Genomic DNA, 19,179 nt, shown 5'->3' with positions numbered 1-19,179 from the left:
GGGTGGTTCGGGCATCAACACTAACGGCAAGACCAGCATCGATGTGTTGCCGCAGGGTTTGAACCTGGGTTACGTCAACGGCACCGTCGATATTCCCGGCATCGGCAAGATTCTTGACCTGAAAGTGCTGGCCCGGGCGTTGAAGAGCAAGGGCGGCACCAACGTGCTGTCGACGCCGAACCTGCTGACCCTCGATAACGAAGCGGCAAGTATTTTTGTTGGGCAGACCATTCCGTTTGTCAGCGGCAGTTACGTGACTGGCGGCGGGGGCACCAGCAACAACCCGTTCCAGACGGTGACCCGTGAAGAGGTTGGCTTGAAGCTCAATGTGCGCCCGCAGATTTCCGAGGGCGGCACGGTGAAGCTCGATATCTATCAGGAAGTCAGCAGCATTGACGAGCGGGCTTCGGCCAGTGCCAATTCTGCGGGGATTGTCACCAACAAACGCGCGATCGATACCAGCATCCTGCTGGATGACGGGCAGATCATGGTCCTTGGTGGCTTGCTGCAGGACGGTTACAGCCAGAGCAATGACGCGGTGCCGTGGCTGGGCAGCCTGCCGGGCATCGGCGCACTGTTTCGCAACGAACGTCGGGCGATTACCAAGACCAATCTGATGGTGTTCCTGCGGCCGTACATCATCCGCGACAGCGAAGCGGGGCGCAGCATCACCCTCAATCGCTACGACTTCATGCGCCGCGCCCAGGGCGGTTTGCAACCGGAACGCAGCTGGGCGATGCCGGACATGCAGGCGCCGCAGTTGCCGACGGCGGCGCAAGGGGTTCCAAGTTCGGTTCCGGCTTCGGACCCCCGTGCAACCATCAAAGCCGTGCCGCTTGAGGGAGGCCCGCGTCTGTGAGTCTCTTGCCTTACGCCTGGGCCAAGGCGCAGCGGATTTTGTTGTGCGATGGCGTGTTGACCGTGTGCCCGTCAACGCCGGGCTGGTCGATCAGCGAGGCGCGGCGACAGTTTGGTGCGACTACGATTCAGCGGGTGCGCGATGATGAGCTGGATGGTTTGCTAGCCAGCGCTTACGCCGACACCGGCAGCGCGGCGGCGGTGGTTGGCGCGGCGGAAAACGAAGTCGATCTCGACCGGCTGATGCAGGACATGCCGGAAATCACCGACCTGCTCGACACCCAGGACGGCGCGCCGGTGATCCGCATGATCAATGCCTTGCTCACGCAAGCGGCACGCGATGAGGCCAGCGACATTCACATCGAACCGTTCGAAACCCATTCGGTGGTGCGCTATCGCGTCGACGGCACCCTGCGTGACGTGGTCTCGCCGCGCAAGGCTCTGCACGGTGCGCTGGTGTCGCGGATCAAGATCATGGCCCAGCTCGACATCGCCGAAAAACGCCTGCCGCAGGACGGTCGCATCGCTTTGCGGGTGGCCGGGCGGCCGATTGATATTCGTGTTTCAACCGTGCCGACCGGGCATGGTGAACGGGTGGTGATGCGTCTGCTCGATAAACAGGCCGGGCGTCTGCATCTGGAAACCTTGGGCATGGACGCGCAGGTGCTGGCCAAACTCGATCACTTGATTCGCCAGCCCCACGGCATCGTGCTGGTCACCGGGCCGACCGGCAGCGGCAAAACCACCAGCCTCTACGCGGCACTGGCGCGGCTCGATGCAAGCACCAGCAACATCCTCACCGTCGAAGACCCGGTGGAATACGATTTGCCGGGCATCAGCCAGATTCAGGTCAATGCCAAGATCGACATGACCTTCGCCCTCGCACTGCGAGCGATTCTGCGCCAGGACCCGGACATCATCATGATCGGCGAAATCCGCGATCTCGAAACTGCACAAATCGCTGTGCAGGCTTCGTTGACCGGTCACTTGGTGCTGGCGACATTGCACACCAACGACGCGGTGTCGGCGGTCAATCGCTTGATCGACATGGGCGTTGAGCCGTTCCTGCTGGCCTCGTCGATGCTCGGCGTGCTCGCGCAACGCTTGGTGCGGCGCCTGTGCAATCAGTGCAAACAGGAAGACCCGGCAGCCCCCGGTACCTGGCGCCCGGTGGGTTGCAATGCGTGCAATCAAACCGGTTACAGCGGCCGCACCGGCATCCACGAATTGTTCTGCATCGACGACGACATCCGCACCCTGATCCACCAAGGAGCAGGGGAGCAGGCATTGCGCGCATCCGCCGCCAAGGCCGGTATGTTCAGTCTGCGCGAGGACGGTGAGCGCTGGATTCGCAGCGGCGCCACCGCGCCTGAAGAAATCTTGCGTGTGACACGGGACGCCTGATGAATCGCTATCGTTTTGAAGCCGCCGACGCGACCGGCAAGATCGAATCCGGGCACCTTGAGGCGGACAGCCAGGCTGCCGCGTTCACAACATTACGCGGGCGCGGTTTGACCGCGTTGTCGGTGCACAAGGAAAGCAACGTCGCTCAGCACGGCGGTGGCGGACTGTTCAGCGCCAAGCTCTCGGACAACGATCTGGCCTGGGCCACGCGGCAACTGGCGAGTCTGTTGGGCGCGAGTCTACCGCTGGAAGCGGCGCTGAGTGCCACGGTGGAGCAGGCCGAGAAAAAACACATCGCGCATACCCTCAGCGCTGTTCGTGCGGATGTGCGCAGTGGCATGCGGCTGGCTGAGTCTCTAGCCGCACGACCGCGAGACTTTCCCGAGATCTACCGTGCGCTGATTGCGGCCGGCGAGGAGTCCGGCGATCTGGCGCAGGTTATGGAGCGGCTGGCGGATTACATCGAGGAACGCAACAACCTGCGCGGCAAGATTCTCACCGCGTTTATCTATCCGGGTGTGGTCGGTCTGGTGTCGATAGGCATTGTGATTTTCCTGCTCAGTTATGTGGTGCCGCAGGTGGTCAGTGCGTTTTCTCAGGCGCGGCAGGATTTGCCGGGATTAACCCTGGCGATGCTCAACGCCAGTGATTTCATCCGCAGTTGGGGCTGGTTGTGCGCGGGAATTATGGCCGGCGCGTTCTGGAGCTGGCGCCTGTACCTGCGCAATCCGGCGGCACGCTTGAGTTGGCATCATCGGGTGCTGAAGTTGCCGCTGTTCGGGCGATTCATCCTCGGCCTGAACACCGCGCGATTCGCCTCGACCCTGGCGATTCTCGGCGGCGCCGGGGTGCCGTTGTTGCGTGCGCTGGAGGCAGCGCGGCAGACGCTGTCCAACGACCGCTTGAGTTTGAGCGTCACTGAGGCCACGGCCAAGGTGCGTGAGGGCGTGAACCTCGCCGCTGCGTTGCGCGTGGAAAACGTCTTTCCACCGGTACTGATTCACTTGATCGCCAGTGGCGAGAAAACCGGGTCGTTGCCACCGATGCTCGATCGCGCGGCACAGACCCTGTCGCGCGATATCGAACGGCGAGCGATGGGCATGACTGCGCTGCTGGAGCCGCTGATGATTGTGGTGATGGGCGGAGTGGTGCTGGTGATTGTGATGGCGGTGCTGCTGCCGATCATTGAGATCAACCAATTGGTCCAGTAGCCGGTTTTGATGGTGTCTGATCGGGCCCCTTCGCGAGCAAGCTCGCTCCCACAGTGTTCTGTGGTGTGTAGTAAATTGCATTAACAACATCAATCCCTGTGGGAGCGAGCCTGCTCGCGAAGGGGCCAGTCAGGGCAATGAATAATCAAAATTTTCCCAGAACTCCAATTCCACCCCCGCACCATCTTCAAGCAGACATGAAAAAGCCCTCGTCACCGAGGGCTTTTCATTGACACGGTTACATCGAACAATCAGATCTTGCCAGCGCCAGCCTTGGCCTTAACGTCGGCCGCGACTTTGTCCGCGTTCAGCGGGGTGTAACTGTAAGGCGGGGTCCAGCCGATGTTGGTGCCCCACTTGCAGGTCAGCAAGGTGCCATTGAGCGTAGAACCCTGATCAAGGTAGGCGCTGCCACCGTAGTCGCCGGCGATTTTATCGCAGCCACTGATACCGGAGATTTCGAAAGCGTTTTTCTCGGAGAAAATCTTCGAGCTTTTGCCCACACCGTGCGCGTAGCTGAACGGGTAGACCTTATGGCTGGTGCTGCCCACGTGATAGTTGTTATACAGATGCACCTGACCGAAGCGCACGCGTGGTGCGCGGGCGGAGATGTTTTCGAACAGGGTATTGTGGATCGTGACCTTGAGCTTGCCATCATCGGTGGTGCGGCTGTCGCTGGAACCGATCAGGTTGTTCTTCTCGTGCGACTTGAACGCCGAGTAGGAAATGGTCACGTAGTTGGCACCGTTTTTCACGTCCAGTGCGCCGTCGTGATGTTGCTTTGGACGACCGTTGGCAGTGCCGTTCTGGTCATCGGTGCGGCGGCCATCGGTGAAGGTGACATGGTCGACCCACACATTGTTGGCGCCTTCGATGGTCAGCCCGTCGTACTCGGAGTTCCAGTTGCCGGCACTGCCGTCATTGGCGTCCCAGATCGGCTCGGGATCCCACGGGTTTTCGATGGTGATGTTGCGGATGATCACATCGTTTTCCTTGGCATAGAAGAAACCCTCGCGGATCTCCGCCGTGCTGCTCGTACCGACGATGGTCGTCTTGCCCGGGATATCCAGACGGCCGCGCTTTTTCATATCGGCGGTCGTCGTATAAGCTTTGCCTTCGCTGATGTCGATAGGCCCGGTAATCTTGATGATGCGCCCGTTGGTGCCGACCGAAGCGCTGAGTGCGGCTTTCAGTTCGGCGGCGTTCTTCACGGGGTAGATGTTGTTGGCAGCGGCTCTGGAGCCGCCCTTGGTGCCACCGTTTTGCGTGGCCCAGCCAGTTGTTGCAACATCCAGCCAGATATCGGCCGCTTGTGCAGGCAGGCTGGAAAACAGCAGGCTGCCGACGATGGCGCTGGCCAGTTTGCAGGCCGTGAAGGTTGATGGTTTTGTCATGAGTAATCAGATCCTTGATTAACTTGAGTGTTTTACACGCGAAATTTCGACGTGTTTCTCGAGCGGACGTCCTTATCGCCATTGCAGCGAATCGAACGTCCGCTGCATGAGAAATCCTATCATGTGAACTGGTGCGTTGTCGTACAACTGAATGGGCTATGATGCGTAATTATTCGAAAATTCGAGATTTTTGTTGCTGATGGACAGATCCAACGCCACACCCAATGTTCGTCGCCGGCATCGCAGCCTGGCGGAGGACCTGGTCACCGAGCTGTCCCGACGCATTTGCAGCGGCGAACTCGCGCGTGCGACGAAGCTGCCGACTGAATCTCAGGTCATGGCCGAGCACGGCGTCAGTCGCACAGTGGTGCGCGAGGCGATGTCGCGTCTGCAGGCAGCAGGCCTGGTGGAAACCCGCCATGGTATCGGCACCTTTGTTCAGGACATTCCCAGCCCGAGCGGTTTTCGCATTGATCCGGACAGCATCGTCACGCTTCAGGATGTCTTGGCGGTGCTTGAATTGCGCATTACTTTGGAGGTCGAGGCCGCTGGCCTGGCGTGCGCGCGGCGTACCGATGAGCAGCTGCAACTGATGCGTGATTCGCTGGACGCCATCAACTCCCGAGCCGTCAGTGTCGACTATGCCGTGTCGGCGGATTTCCAGTTCCACCAGCAAATTGCGCTGGCCACCGGCAACCGCTATTTCACCGACATCATGCTGCATCTGGGCGCGAACATTCTGCCGCGCACACGCCTGCATTCCAAACGCCTGGAGAATGACCGCAAGGAGCCCTATCTGGAGCGCCTCAGTCGCGAGCATGAAGACATTTACATTGCGATTGTCCGGCGTGATTCCGACGCCGCGCGCGCAGCCATGCGTTTGCATCTGTCCAACAGCCGCGAGCGTCTGCGCCGTGCCTACGAAGCTGCAGACGCGGCGGCGTTGAACGTCTGAAGCCTCAGGCGCGGGCCTTGGGTTCGGGCAGGCCTTGCACGCCTGGGTTGAGGGCAAAGACTCCGCCCGCCAGTGGCTGATCGGCGAGGTCGATGCCTTGCGGGCGGATCGATGTGACAAACAGGGTGTCTAGCCGAGGGCCGCCAAAGGCACACATCGTCGGTTTCTTCACCGGTACCGGCAGCGCGCGATCCAGTTTCCCCTGCGGGGTAAAGCGCAACACCAGGCCGGCATCAATCGCGCAGATCCAGTAGCAGCCGTGTGAATCCACGGCGGCACCGTCCGGTCGCCCGGGGTGATCGTTCATGTCGACGAACAGGCGGCGGTTGTGCGGCGTGCCGCTGTCGATGTCGTAATCGAAGGCCCAGATCAGTTGCCGGCTCGGGTGCGAGTCGGACAGATACATGATGCTCCCGTCGGGACTGAACGCCAGGCCATTGGGCACCACGAGTTCCTCCAGTTGCGGCGCCAGCACCGATACATCATTCGGGTTTTGCGCGTCGTAGCGATACAGCGCGCCGACCGCTTCGGCACCCATGGCGGTTGGCATCGAGCTGGCCCAGAAGCGTCCCTGACGATCGCAGCGACCATCATTGAAGCGCATGCGCGGGCGGGCGTGCTCGACGCCGATGAGCTTTTCCGCAGCCAGACGTCCGTCAGCCTGCGGGCGCAGTTTGAACAGGCCACTTTCCTGCGCGCCCAGCCAATGTCCCGCTTCGCTGCGGGCGATACAGGCGAGCATTTCGTCCGCCTGCCAGCAGTCGGTCTGGCCGTCGAACTGCCAGCGATGCAAGCGACCGGCCGGAATATCCACCCAATACAAAGCATTTTCATCGGCTTGCCAGACCGGGCTTTCACCGGTGGCGTTGCGCGCATCGACAATCAGTTCGGCATTCATGGTCGTGTCTGCGCCGGCGTTTCAAACGGACCAGCAGCGGTAAAGGCGCCGCCCTGATACAAGCGGTCGGGATGGTCGGCAGCGAGTGCCGGTTGTTGTTCGACCTTTGCGCGAAAGGCTTCGGAACTGTCCTGCGGCGCAAAGCCCAGGTGCGCGGCGTGCCGGTTGTTCCACCACTGATCACGGTTGGCGGACACCCCGTACACCACGCTATGCCCGACATCGCTGGCCAGCAGCGCGCGGGCGATCAGATGCTCGAGATCGGTATAGCTCAGCCAGGTCGCCAGCATGCGCAGGTTGCGCGGTTCGGGGAACGAGGAGCCAATGCGCAGGCTCACGGTTTCGATGCCATAGCGGTGGAAATAGAACGTTGCCAGGTCCTCGCCGTAAGCCTTCGACAAGCCGTAATAACCGTCCGGACGACGCGGCGAATGGGCGTCGATCTGTTCGTCCTGCGAGTAGAAACCGGTGACGTGGTTGGAGCTGGCGAACACGATGCGCTTGACCCCGTGCAGGCGCGCGGCCTCATAAACATGAAACGTGCCGCGAATATTCGCCTCGAGAATTTCTTCGAAAGGTCGCTCCACCGAGATCCCGCCCAAATGCACGATGGCATCGACGCCCTCGACCAGCGCGGCGACAGCGGCCTTGTCACTCAGATTGCAGTTGATCACTTCGTCATGCGCGCCGCGGCTCGGCGTCATCGCACTGATGTCCGAGGCGCGGACGATGTCGGCGTGAACCTGCAGGGTTTCTCGCAGAATCTGGCCGAGCCCACCGGCGGCGCCGGTCAGCAAAATACGGTTGAAGGGTTTGGCCAGCGTGGTTTGTGTGGTCATGGTCGGGTCTTCCATTACGCGGTGGTGAAGAGGGTGGGCGGCAGGGTGTCTGCCCGACAAGCGATGCGCGCTCGCCAGGCAAAAGCTACGCGCGGCTTACATGAAGTTGTATTGCACGCCCAGTCGCCAGCGAGCCTGACGGTCGGGTGAGGTGGAGTCGACTTTGATGTCGCCGATTTCCATGAAGGGCGCCCATTGTTTGGTGAGCTTGTATTTGACGATCAGGTTCTGTTCGTAGTCGCTCTTCTTGTTGTCGTAGCGGATGTAGTCGGTCTTGAAATAGATGAACTGATATTCGTAAGCCCACTTGTTGGCTGGCGTGTAGCCGAGCCAGCCTTCGAAGCGGTGGGTGGTCTGGTCATCCTTGTAGTGATCGGGCATGTCTTTGTTGACCTGATCGCGATCGAGTTTGCGCAGGTCCAGGCGATAGCGCGTCGCGACGTAAAAGGCGTCGTCGATTTTGTAGTTGTACTTGAGGCCGAACTTGTAGGCGGTCGCATCCTTGGAGCTGTCCATCTGAAACGCCGGGGTCAGCGTCGACTGCGCGCTGAGCTTGTAGTTGTAGCTCACCGTGAACTCGTGGCCGTTGTTGACCATGTTGTCGTAGGCGACATCTTTGCGGTCACCGGCCGTGCGGTATTTCATCTCCGCCTCAAACCCCAGTCCACTGTCCAGGCGGTAGTTGAGCTTGATTCGGTCGGCGTGGGCGCTGTCCTCCTCGGTGTACTGATGGCGGTAGTTGAGGCTGGCGGAGTCAGCGTGGGCAGAGAAGGGCAGGCCGAGGGCCGCGACAGTGACGAGCGTGCGTAGGGTGGTGTTCATACGGTCTTCTTTTTTGTTTTTGTTAGGGTCGTTTGACGAGTACTACAGGCACCGCGATGTTGCGTATGGCTCTCATTTGAGGCGCAGATATAAGTTATCGTACGACAAGATGACTCGTCTACGTGATTTTGCTGGTTTGGAAACATGTTGATACATATATGCCCTATGAATATGGGTCTAAAGCAAGTCCTGTTATTCCGTAGTCATCTTTAAAAATGGCGCTTTGCTGGATGTTTAGCCAGAATGGTTTCGATTCGAAGAGGAGTTATTGGGTCTTTTCAAGCGTTGTACGATGACCTATGATCGGTCGCAACCGACGACACTCCTGTCACAAATCCAATAAGAAGGCTCAAGACGTCCATGAGAATCACAGCAGTCAACGTCCAGGTTTTTTCCTATCCCACCCGCCGCGCAGTCGACAGCGCCGGTCATGCTCATCCCGGTGATGTCAGCCAGGCGCAAATGGCGTTGCTGCGCATCCAGACCGAAGACGGCAAGGAGGGTTACGCCCTCGGTGCTCCGGAGCTGATTCGTCCTTATGTGCTGGATGGTTTTGTGCGCAAGGTGCTGGTCGGGCAGAACGCCTTTGATCGCGAAAAGATCTGGCATGACCTGGCGCACTGGCAGCGTGGCAGCGCCAGCCAGTTGACTGATCGCGCGCTGGCGTTGGTCGAGCAGGCGTTGTGGGATTGGGCGGGGCGCAAGCTCGGCGTACCGGTGCACAAATTGATCGGCGGCTTTCGCGACAAAGTGCCGGCCTACGGTTCAACCATGTGCGGCGATGAATTGCCTGAGGGCCTGGCGACGCCGGAAGACTACGGACGCTTTGCCGAAACGCTGGTCAAGCGCGGCTACAAGGCGATCAAGTTGCACACCTGGATGCCGCCGGTCTCGTTCGCGCCGAGCCCGCGCATTGACGTCAAAGCTTGTGCGGCAGTGCGCGAAGCGGTGGGCCCGGACATCGCCTTGATGCTCGACGGTTATCACTGGTACAGCCGCACCGAAGCGCTGTACATCGGACGCGAACTGGAAAAACTCGACTTCGCCTGGTTCGAAGAACCGATGATGGAAGAGTCCGCCGAATCCTATGCCTGGCTGGCGGGGCAACTGGACATTCCGGTACTCGGGCCGGAAACCCTGTCCGGCAAACACCTGAGCCGGGCCAGTTGGGTCAAGCACGACGTTTGCGACATCCTGCGTGCCGGCGTCGCCGGGGTCGGCGGGATCGGGCCTTGCCTGAAAGTCGCACACATGGCCGAGTCGTTTGGCATGGACTGCGAAATCCATGGCAACGGCGCAGCCAACCTGACGGTGGTCGGCGCGATCAAGAACTGCACTTGGTACGAGCGCGGCTTGCTGCACCCGTACCTGGATTACGACGAGGTGCCGGCGTACCTCAAGCGCCTGGTCGACCCGATGGACAGCGATGGTTTTGTGCACCTGTCCGACCTGCCGGGTCTGGGCGAAGACATCGACTTCAACTTCATCGAGATGAACACGCTTAAAAGCTTCTGACGTGTACGCGGGCTGCCCGGTGCATGCCGGGCTGTCCGAGAGCCCTATAAATATAAGAAAGGCACTCTCGCTATGAACATTCTTCCTTCGCTGTGGGCGCGGGTTCTGGCGGCTACCCTGACGGTGACCGCGTTACCTGTCGTCCATGCCAAAACCCCGGCCGATCAATTGATCGTCGGCATGAGCATGATCAATCTGCTGTCCCTCGACCCGGCGGCGGCCACCGGCCTGGACGTGTCCGAGATCAATGCCAATCTCTATGACATGTTGCTGGTGCAAGACGTCGCTGCGCCGGATCAGCTGTTGCCGGCACTCGCCGAGCGCTGGCAAGTCAGCGACGATCGCAAGACCCTGACCTTCAATCTGCGCCAAGGCGTGCAATTTCAATCGGGCAACCCGCTGAGCGCTGAAGACGTCGCCTGGTCGTTGCAGCGCGTGCTCAAACTCAATCTCGCATTGGCGTCGACCTGGAAGGCTTACGGTTTCACTGCCGAGAATGTCGAGCGTTCGATGCGCGCGACGGATGCCAATACCTTCGTCATTGAGCTGCCGCGACCCACCGATCCACAGTTGGTGCTCAACACGCTGGCGACGTCGCCCAGCGCCTTCATTCTTGACCGCAAAAAAGTCCTCGAACACCAGAAGAACAATGACCTCGGCGCCGCCTGGCTGGTGACGCATGCCGCCGGCAGTGGTGCCTTCGTGCTCAATGACTGGCGGGCCAACGACGTGATCCTGATGAGCCGTTTCGACGGTTACTGGGGGGGCCCGGCCAAGCTCAAGCGCATCGTCATGCGCAACATGACCGAGTCGCAGTCGTTGCGTCTGATGATTGAGCGCGGTGACCTCGACATCGCCAAAGGCATGTCGGCGCCGGACATCCAGGCCTTGCAGAACAGCGACAAGGTCCGCACGCAAACCCTGCAACGCGGCACGCTGTATTACGTCGCGCTGAGTGTGAAGCAGCCGATGTTCGCCGACGCGCGCGTGCGCAAGGCTGTGCGCTCGTTGATCGACTACCAGGGCATCAACCAGACTGTCATGCCGCACTACGGCGTGATCAATCAGCGGCCGATGCCGTTGGGACTGGCCGCGCGTCTGCCGGATCCCGGTTATCGGCTGAATGTCGATGAGGCCAAAAAACTCCTAGCCGAAGCCGGTTACCCCAACGGTTTCAAGACCAGTATTCGCGTGCTGGCCGAGCCGCCGTTCATCAACATTGCCTCCAACCTGCAATCGACGCTGGCGCAGGCCGGGATCGAAGCCAGCATCATCACCGGCACCGGTAATCAGATCTACGGCGCCATGCGTGAGCGCAGTTTCGACATCATCGTCGGCCGTGGCGGTGGCGGCGCCGAACGTCATCCCCATTCGAGCCTGCGCACGCTGGTGTACAACCCGGATAACCGTGACGAAGCCAAGCTGAGCAACTTCCAGGGCTGGCGCACTTCGTTTTACAGTCCCGAGTTGAATCAGTTGATCGAGAGTGCCGAAGTCGAGCCCGATGCGCAGAAACAGCAGGCGCAGTATCAGGACATCCAGCAGCAACTCGATCAGCAAGTGGGCGCCATTCTGCCGGTCTCGCAGATGACCGACACGGTGCTGGTCTACGCCGATGTTGCCGATTTTCAAGGGCACACGGCCGCGACCACGCGCTACAAAGACGTCTACAAAAAACGCTGAAATGCACGGATGAACTTCGCGTGCCGGGTGCACCGGTGACCGTTTTATCAGGAGCTGACTATGTTTGTTATGACTGCCTCTGCCATGGGAGCCCGCGCCTCCAATACTGCGCGGCGTGCCAGCACGGTACTGGTGACGTTGCTGGGCCTGTTGGCGCTGACGTTTATCATCGGTCGGGTCATGCCGCTCGATCCGGTGCTGGCGGTGGTCGGGCCGGACGCCGACAGTTCGACCTACGAGCAGGTGTACCGGGCGATGGGGCTGGACAAGCCGATCTGGACCCAGTTCGGTCTGTACCTCAACGACTTGCTGCACGGTAATTTTGGCAACGCGCTGTTGACCGGGCACCCGGTGCTCGATGACATCCGCCGGGTGTTCCCGGCCACCATCGAACTGGCGACCCTGGCCATCCTCTTCGGTGTGCTGATCGGTTTGCCGCTGGGTGTATGCGCGGCAAGTAATCAAGGGCGACTGGGCGATCATGTTGCGCGAGTGATTACCCTGTTCGGCTATTCCACGCCGATTTTCTGGCTGGGCATGATGGGCTTGCTGGTGTTCTACGCCTGGCTCGGCTGGGCCGGGGGCGCCGGTCGTATCGACCTGGCGTACGACGGCATGGTGCCCGAAGTCACCGGGCTGTTGCTGATCGATTCAAGCCTGGCAGGTGATTGGGAAGCCTTCGCCAGCGCCTTGCGCCACATCGTTTTGCCGGCGCTGATCCTCGGGCTGAACTCGGTGGCTTACATCAGTCGGATGACGCGCAGCTTCATGCTCGAGCAACTGTCTCAGGAATACATCATCACCGCTCGGGTCAAGGGTTTGTCGCGCCGCCAGGTGGTCTGGGGTCACGCCTTTCGCAACATCCTCGTGCAACTGCTCACAGTGGTGGCGCTGGCTTACGGCTCGCTGCTCGAAGGCGCGGTGCTGATCGAAACGGTTTTTGCCTGGCCGGGTTTCGGCCAGTACCTGACCAGCAGCCTGATGCTCGGCGACATGAACGCGGTGATGGGCTGTGTGCTGGTGATCGGTTTGATTTTTGTCGCGCTCAACCTGATCAGCGATGCCTTGTACAAGGTCTTCGATCCGCGCACCCGTTAACACGCTTGGCAGCAGCACTAAAAATTATAAAAAGAAGGATTTTTCAATGACGACTGCATTTACCAAACTGCACGCTGGCCTGTTGGCGGCGGTCCTGGCGCTGGTGCCGATGACGCAGGTCAGCGCCAAGACGCCGGCCGATCAACTGATCGTCGGCATGAGTATGGTCAACCTGTTTTCCATCGATCCGGCCAACGCGCCAGGCCTCGACGCTTCCGGCGTCAATGCCAATCTTTATGACACTCTGGTCAAGCGAGATCAGGGCAATCCGGAAAAGCATCTGCCGCAACTGGCCGAGCGCTGGACGATCAGCGATGACGGCAAGCAGGTAACCTTTCATTTGCGCCAGGACGTGAAGTTTCACTCCGGCAATCCGCTGACCGCTGAAGACGTGGCCTGGTCGCTGTACCGGGTGATGAAACTGAATTTCGGCCTGGCCACGACCTGGAAAGCCTACGGTTATAACGTCGACAACATTCAGTCACTGATCCGCGCCAGCGATACACACACGCTGGTCGTCGACTTGCCGCAAACCATGGACCCACTGTTATTGATCGACTCGCTGGCGATCTCGCCAAGCGCGGTGGTGATCGATCGCAAAACGGCTTTGGCACATGAGAAAAACGCTGACCTCGGTGCTAACTGGCTGGTGACCAACGAGGCCGGCAGCGGCCCCTTTGTGCTGAGCAAATGGACCGCGAACGACTCGCTGTTGCTGACCCGCTTCGACGGTTATTGGGGCGGTGCTGCCAAGCTCAAGCGCGTGGTGGTGCGGCACATGACCGAATCGCAGTCGTTGCGCCTGATGCTGGAACGTGGAGACCTCGATCTGGCGTACGGCATGGCCGCACCGGACATCCGCGCCATCGACGGTTCGGAAAAGATCCACGTGCAGTCACTGCCGCGCGGCACTATGTACTACGTTGCGCTGAGCATGAAGCAGCCCGAATTTGCCAATCCCAAAGTGCGCGAAGCGGTGCGCAACCTGATCGACTACAAGGGCCTCGACGAACAGGTGATGCCGTATTACGGCCAGCTGAATCAGCAGCCGATGCAACTGAGTCTGGCGGCGCGCCTGCCGGATCCGGGTTATCACATGGACGTCGCCAAGGCGAAAAAACTCCTCGCCGAAGCCGGTTATCCGGACGGCTTCACCACGACCATTCGCACATTGTCAGAGCCGCCCTTCATCGACATCGCCGCGCGCCTGCAAGCGACGCTGGCCGAGGGCGGGATCAAGGCCAGCATCGTCAACGGTACTGGTAACCAGGTGTACGGCGCCATGCGCGCGCGCAATTTCGACATCATCGTTGCGCGCGGGGCCGAGCGCTATCCGCATCCGTATTTCAGCCTGCGCACGTTTGCCTACAACCCCAACAACAGCGATGACGCCGGCCTGCCGAATTTCCAGGGCTGGCGTGCGTCGTTTTTCAGCCCGCAGCTCAATAGCCTGATTGATCAGGCCGGGGTCGAGCGCGACGCCGGCCAGCGCCTGAACCTGTACCACCAGGCACAGAAAATCTACGACCAACAGGTCGGCCCGATCATGATGATTTCGCAGATGACCGACACCGTGGTCAGCGCCGCCGATGTCAAGGGTTTTGCCGGTGATGATGCCGAGGCGACGCGGTATCTGGGTGTCTACAAACAACGCTGAACGCCGCCCGGTGCGTCGGCGTACGCGCCGGCTGATCCTCAATTCAATCCGAGAACATGCCCATGATTGCCAACATGTCTTCTACTGATTCGAGCGCCAAGCGGCGGTCGGATCGTACCCCCGGATCCAGCTTCGACGCCTTCTGCAAAAGTGCCCTGAAAGTCTTGCGGCACCTGCTGCGCAACCCGATGACCCTGGCCGGATTGCTGGTCGCTTTGGTGCTGGTGGTGGTGGCGCTGTTTGCGCCGTGGATCGCCACCCATGATCCGGTGGCGCAAAACCTCGCCAATGCCCTGCAGGCGCCGGGTGCTGGCCACTGGTTCGGCACCGATGAATACGGCCGGGATATCTTCAGTCGGCTGGTCTACGGCTCGCGCATCACGCTGTACATCATCAGCCTGGTGACCGTGATCGTCGGCCCGATCGGCCTGTTTATCGGCACTGTCTCCGGCTACTACGGTGGTGTGGTCGACACGGTGTTCATGCGCCTGACCGACATCTTTATCTCCTTCCCCAGCCTGGTGCTGGCGCTGGCGTTTATCGCTGCGCTCGGTCCGGGCCTGGAACACGCGGTGGTAGCGATTGCGCTGACGTCGTGGCCGCCGATTGCGCGACTGGCGCGGGCGGAAACCCTGTCGTTGCGCAAGGCTGACTTCGTCGTAGCGGTCGAGCTGCAAGGGGCTTCGTCAACGCGAATCATCCTGCGGCACATTGTGCCGATGTGCATGTCGTCGGTGATCATCCGCCTGACCATGAACATGGCCGGAATCATCCTCACCGCAGCGGCTTTGGGCTTTCTTGGTCTCGGTGCGCAGGCGCCGTCGCCGGAGTGGGGCGCGATGATTTCCACCGGGCGCCGCTACATGCTCGAGTGCTGGTGGCTGGTGGCTGTTCCGGGGGCTGCAATCATGTTGGTCAGCCTGGCTTTCAACCTGTTGGGCGACGGCCTGCGGGACATTCTTGATCCGCGCAGCGAGTAATCGGAGGCTGTATGTCTGCAATCAAATTGAACGTCGAAGGGCTCAATGTGCGCTTCGTCAATGCTCAGAAAGAAACCCACGCCGTGCGCGATGTGTCCTTCACCCTCGGGCGGGAAAAACTCGCCATCGTCGGTGAATCGGGCTCGGGCAAATCGACGGTCGGTCGCAGCCTGCTGAAGCTGCACCCGGCCAGCGCGCGGATCACCGCCAAGGCCATGCAGTTCGGTGAAGTCGATCTGCTGTCGGCCGGCGAGAAGGTCATGCAGAAGATTCGTGGCCAGCGCATTTCGATGATCATGCAGGACCCGAAATACTCGCTGAACCCGGTGGTCAGGGTCGGCGATCAAATTGCCGAGGCGTATCTGGCGCACCACAAGGCCAGCCGCAGCGAGGCCCGCGAGCGGGTGCTGGAAATGCTCGAAAAGGTCCATATCCGTGATCCGCAACGGGTCTACAACCTGTACCCGCATGAGGTCTCCGGTGGTATGGGCCAGCGCATCATGATCGCGATGATGGTCATCACCCGACCACAGGTGATCATCGCCGACGAGCCGACCTCGGCCCTCGATGTATCGGTGCGTCAGCAAGTGCTCAACGTGCTGGAAGAACTGGTCGAGCAGCAGGAAATGGGTCTGATTTTCGTCAGTCACGACCTCAACCTTGTGCGCAATTACTGCGACCGCGTGTTGGTGATGTACGCCGGCAGGGTGGTCGAATCGCTCGCCGCCGCGGATCTGCAACATGCGCAACATCCCTATACCCGAGGCCTGATGGCGGCGTTGCCGAGCATGGACAACCGTCGCGAACGGTTGCCGGTGTTGCAACGCGATCCACTGTGGCTGACTTGCTGAGGAATCGACCATGTCCATGATCCAAGCACACGCGCTGAACCTGAGTTTCGGCGCCGGCGCCGCCCTTAACCAGGTGCTGCACGACGTCAACCTCAGTGTCGCCGACGGCGAATCCTTCGGCCTGGTGGGGGAGTCCGGCTCCGGCAAGACCACGGTATTGCGCTGTCTGGCCGGGCAGTACCGGCACTGGACGGGCGAGTTGAGCATTGCCGGTGCGCCGCTGCAGCACAAGATTCCTAAGGAGCATTTCCGTCAGGTGCAGATGGTGTTCCAGGATCCCTATGGCTCGCTGCATCCACGCCATACCGTCGACACGGCATTGCGTGAGCCGCTGATTATTCACGGCGTGCGCGACAAGGACGACCGGATCAACGAGATCCTGCTCAAGGTCGGTCTGAACGACAGTTACCGTTTTCGCTATCCGCACCAGTTGTCCGGTGGCCAGCGCCAGCGCGTGGCGATTGCCCGTGCGCTGATTCTCGAGCCGCGCGTGCTGCTGCTCGATGAGCCGACCTCGGCGCTGGATGTCTCGGTGCAGGCGGAGATTCTCAATCTGCTGGCGGATTTGCGCCGACGCGAGAAACTCACCTACCTGATGGTCACTCACGATCTCGGTGTGGTCACGCACCTGTGTGATCGGGTGGCGGTGATGCAGCAGGGCAAGATCGTCGAGTTGCTCGACAGTCAGGCGCTCAGCCAGGATCTGGCAAGCCACGCCTACACGCGGATGCTGGTGCAAGCCAGTCGTGATTTCAGCCAGGAATCGGTGCGCCAGCTCGCTGGTTGAACCGATCCATCGAGGAACGCGACATGCCGCATTGCCTTATCGATTGCCCGCAAACCCTGGCCCAGCGTGTCGGCGAGCAAACTCTGCTCGCAACCGTGCATGACGCCCTCGATGCCTTCGGCCTGTTCAAGGCCGGGGACATCAAGGTGCGCCTCAATACCTTCGAGCACTACCGCTGCGGCGCGGGCGAGGACGATTTTGTCCACGTCGTCCTGTCGGTGTTGTCCGGGCGCAGCGCTGAACAGCGCCGGCGTCTGGCCTCGGCGACCGTGGCGGCGCTGGTCGCTTTGCTGCCGGACGTCGAGTCGCTCTCGATGGAGGTTGTGGAAATGCCCCGCGAGACGTTCGTCAACCGCAGCCAATATCTGCAAGAAGCCGGATTGTCGGCCTGAACAAGGAGTGCTCATGCCTTATCGAAATGTTGTTCCGACGCAACGCAAACAGCCTTTGGCCTTGCCGCTGGTGGCCACGTTGACGCTGGTTTGCAGCGTGCCGTCGTGGGCGCTGGAGGCGCCGGCAAAACTGCAGGTGCCGACCCTGGCTTACGATGATCAGCAGATCATCCTGGTCTGGGAAAAGCCCGCCGATCACGCCGATATCAGTGACTACCGGGTCTACGCCAACGGTGTGTTGCTGGGCGGCAGCAACGCCAACAATGAGCGCGTCTCGCCGGCCAAACCTTACATCGACCGCTTCTACGAGCAGGATGTCGCCGGTTTTCATCATCGCATCGGCATTCACAGTTACACCGCGCAAGGCTTGAAACCAGATACGGCCTATCGGTTCACCGTGCGTTCGGTGGGCACCGATGGCAAGGAGTCGGCAGACAGTCCGCCCGTTGTGCAACGGACTAGCAAGGTTGCGGCCGTGTTCGATATCAGGAAGTACGGCGCCAAGGGTGATGGCAAAAGCCTTGATACTTTGGCGATCCAGAACGCCATCGACGCTTGTACCCCTGGCTGCAAAGTATGGTTGCCCAAGGGCACCTATAAAAGCGGGGCGCTTTACCTGAAGAGCAACATCACCGTAGAAATCGCCGAGGGCGCAACGCTGTTGGGTTCCGAGCGTGCCGAAGACTATCCGCTGGCCGGCTACATCCAGTATCCGTATTCGAGCACCGTGCGCCCGGCGTCGCTGATCAATGCCTTGCCGCGCGATCCGCGTCAGCATCAGTCCTTCGAAAACATCCGCATCGTCGGCAAAGGCACGATTGACGGCAACGGCTGGAAGCGACGCGCCGATGTCGTCGACGAACGCGGTCAGCCATTGCCGTTCTACCTGCCCAGCGACAACACCCGCTACCAGCAGGACGGCATTCTGGCCAAGGCGCAAGTCGAGCAAGCGGTCGCGCGCGGCATGAACGTCAAGGATGCCTACGGGCAGATGCGTTCTTCGCTGATCACCCTGCGCAACGTAAAAAACGTGTTCTACGGCGGTTTCACCGTGGTGAACCCGGCCTTCCACGGGATTATGAACCTGGAAACCGAAAACGTGGTGCTGGCCAATACCACGCATAAAACCTACGACGCCAATAACGGCGACGGCATCGAATTCGCCAACAGCAAGGGCGCGATGGTCTTCAACAACTTCTTTGATACCGGCGATGACTGCGTCAATTTTGCTGCGGGCACCGGGGCCGATGCCGTGCAGCAAAAGCCGCAGGAAGATGCATGGATCTTCAATAACTACTTCCGCAAGGGCCACGGCATGGTAGTTGCCGGCAGCCATACCGGCGCGTGGATTCAAAACATCCTCGCCGAAGACAATGTTTCCGATGGCACCGATGCCGGCCTGCGTATGAAGAGCACCAATTTCATGGGCGGCGGCGCGCGTAACGTGATCTTCCGCGACTCGGCGATCCGCAATACGCTCAAGCAGGCGTTCATTTTTACCCTCGACTACAACGATCCGAACGCCAAGCTGGATTACCAGCGCTCAACCATTCCCGGGCAGTTCCGCGATATCCGCGTCGCCGACGTGAGCGTGGAAAATGCTCAAGGCAAGGCGATCGAGGTCAAGGGTGACAGTCAGCACAATGCCTGGCATCAGGGGTTGGTGTTCGAGCGCGTCCGCTTCAGTGGTTCAGCCAAAGCGCAGATCGACGGGTTGAAGGATTCGCTGTTCGACCATGTGTCGTTCAGCGAGCATGGTGCTGCCAACCCGTGGCAAATCACCGGGAGTGTCGGGCTGACGTTCACGGATGTGCAGCCACCACCGCCGTAGAACC

The 19,179-nt window shown here is 60.3% G+C and carries 16 protein-coding genes and 1 pseudogene; 13 read left to right on the top strand and 4 right to left on the bottom strand.

The annotated features are described in order from the left end of the window. The 3 genes and pseudogenes from A8O26_RS23830 to gspF form a co-directional block, all read left to right on the top strand. A pseudogene (locus A8O26_RS23830) lies at positions 1 to 859 on the top strand (type II secretion system secretin GspD); the annotation flags it as partial. Beyond that, positions 856 to 2,262, top strand: coding sequence for a type II secretion system ATPase GspE (gspE, locus tag A8O26_RS23825; RefSeq protein ID WP_064120161.1), 1,407 nt, complete (start codon positions 856 to 858; stop codon positions 2,260 to 2,262). The pseudogene A8O26_RS23830 and the gene gspE, both read left to right, overlap by 4 nt. Next, positions 2,262 to 3,473 carry a type II secretion system inner membrane protein GspF gene (gene gspF, locus A8O26_RS23820; protein WP_064120160.1) on the top strand — a complete coding sequence of 404 codons (1,212 nt, stop codon included), beginning with the start codon at positions 2,262 to 2,264 and terminating at the stop codon, positions 3,471 to 3,473. Before gspE ends, gspF begins: the two co-directional genes overlap by 1 nt. Before the next feature lie 251 nt (positions 3,474 to 3,724). Here the strand turns inward: gspF and A8O26_RS23815 are convergent, their stop codons facing one another. Continuing rightward, the gene (locus tag A8O26_RS23815; RefSeq protein WP_064120159.1) at positions 3,725 to 4,867 is read right to left on the bottom strand and encodes a pectate lyase family protein; all 1,143 of its coding nucleotides are present in this window, start codon (positions 4,865 to 4,867) and stop codon (positions 3,725 to 3,727) included. Between the two features lie 199 nt (positions 4,868 to 5,066). On the opposite strand from A8O26_RS23815, the gene A8O26_RS23810 reads away from it, so the two are divergent. Continuing rightward, a complete protein-coding gene (locus A8O26_RS23810; RefSeq protein WP_034152916.1) occupies positions 5,067 to 5,822 on the top strand; it encodes a FadR/GntR family transcriptional regulator in 756 nt (251 codons plus the stop codon). Between the two features lie 4 nt (positions 5,823 to 5,826). On the opposite strand, the gene A8O26_RS23805 is transcribed toward A8O26_RS23810, so the two are convergent. From A8O26_RS23805 to A8O26_RS23795, 3 genes are all read right to left on the bottom strand, one after another. Further along, positions 5,827 to 6,720 (bottom strand): SMP-30/gluconolactonase/LRE family protein, encoded by an 894-nt coding sequence (locus tag A8O26_RS23805; protein ID WP_064120158.1) that lies wholly within the window; start codon positions 6,718 to 6,720, stop codon positions 5,827 to 5,829. Further along, the gene (locus A8O26_RS23800) at positions 6,717 to 7,559 is read right to left on the bottom strand and encodes an NAD-dependent epimerase/dehydratase family protein (protein ID WP_064120157.1); all 843 of its coding nucleotides are present in this window, start codon (positions 7,557 to 7,559) and stop codon (positions 6,717 to 6,719) included. The genes A8O26_RS23805 and A8O26_RS23800 overlap by 4 nt, the downstream gene beginning before the upstream one ends. 96 nt (positions 7,560 to 7,655) lie before the next feature. Further along, entirely contained in the window at positions 7,656 to 8,381 is a 726-nt protein-coding gene (locus tag A8O26_RS23795) for an oligogalacturonate-specific porin KdgM family protein (protein WP_064120156.1), read from the bottom strand. A 360-nt stretch (positions 8,382 to 8,741) separates the two neighbouring features. Here A8O26_RS23795 and A8O26_RS23790 point away from each other — a divergent pair, with 360 nt between their 5' ends. From A8O26_RS23790 to A8O26_RS23750, 9 genes are all read left to right on the top strand, one after another. Then, the gene (locus A8O26_RS23790; RefSeq protein WP_008079679.1) at positions 8,742 to 9,896 is read left to right on the top strand and encodes a mandelate racemase family protein; all 1,155 of its coding nucleotides are present in this window, start codon (positions 8,742 to 8,744) and stop codon (positions 9,894 to 9,896) included. A 72-nt stretch (positions 9,897 to 9,968) separates the two neighbouring features. Beyond that, positions 9,969 to 11,579, top strand: a complete 1,611-nt coding sequence (locus tag A8O26_RS23785; protein WP_064120155.1) for an ABC transporter substrate-binding protein — start codon at positions 9,969 to 9,971, stop codon at positions 11,577 to 11,579. Positions 11,580 to 11,663: 84 nt separating this feature from the next. Continuing rightward, positions 11,664 to 12,677 (top strand): ABC transporter permease, encoded by a 1,014-nt coding sequence (locus A8O26_RS23780; RefSeq protein WP_371924614.1) that lies wholly within the window; start codon positions 11,664 to 11,666, stop codon positions 12,675 to 12,677. Between the two features lie 46 nt (positions 12,678 to 12,723). After that, on the top strand, positions 12,724 to 14,334 hold the full coding sequence (locus A8O26_RS23775; protein WP_064120154.1) for an ABC transporter substrate-binding protein: 1,611 nt from the start codon (positions 12,724 to 12,726) through the stop codon (positions 14,332 to 14,334). A gap of 62 nt (positions 14,335 to 14,396) precedes the next feature. Continuing rightward, a complete protein-coding gene (locus tag A8O26_RS23770; protein WP_064120153.1) occupies positions 14,397 to 15,314 on the top strand; it encodes an ABC transporter permease in 918 nt (305 codons plus the stop codon). Positions 15,315 to 15,325: 11 nt separating this feature from the next. Beyond that, positions 15,326 to 16,165: an ABC transporter ATP-binding protein gene (locus A8O26_RS23765; protein WP_064120152.1), complete on the top strand. Its 840-nt coding sequence runs from the start codon at positions 15,326 to 15,328 to the stop codon at positions 16,163 to 16,165. Between the two features lie 10 nt (positions 16,166 to 16,175). Beyond that, positions 16,176 to 16,952 carry an ABC transporter ATP-binding protein gene (locus A8O26_RS23760; RefSeq protein WP_034152644.1) on the top strand — a complete coding sequence of 259 codons (777 nt, stop codon included), beginning with the start codon at positions 16,176 to 16,178 and terminating at the stop codon, positions 16,950 to 16,952. Positions 16,953 to 16,975: 23 nt separating this feature from the next. Beyond that, a complete protein-coding gene (locus tag A8O26_RS23755) occupies positions 16,976 to 17,344 on the top strand; it encodes a 5-carboxymethyl-2-hydroxymuconate Delta-isomerase (RefSeq protein WP_064120151.1) in 369 nt (122 codons plus the stop codon). Positions 17,345 to 17,357: 13 nt separating this feature from the next. Continuing rightward, a complete protein-coding gene (locus A8O26_RS23750; RefSeq protein WP_064120150.1) occupies positions 17,358 to 19,175 on the top strand; it encodes a glycosyl hydrolase family 28 protein in 1,818 nt (605 codons plus the stop codon). The last annotated feature ends 4 nt before the right edge of the window (positions 19,176 to 19,179 follow it).

Source organism: Pseudomonas fluorescens, from assembly GCF_001648775.1.
Classification (GTDB): Bacteria; Pseudomonadota; Gammaproteobacteria; order Pseudomonadales; family Pseudomonadaceae; genus Aquipseudomonas; species Aquipseudomonas fluorescens_M.
This window is presented reverse-complemented; position numbering and strand designations above follow the sequence as displayed.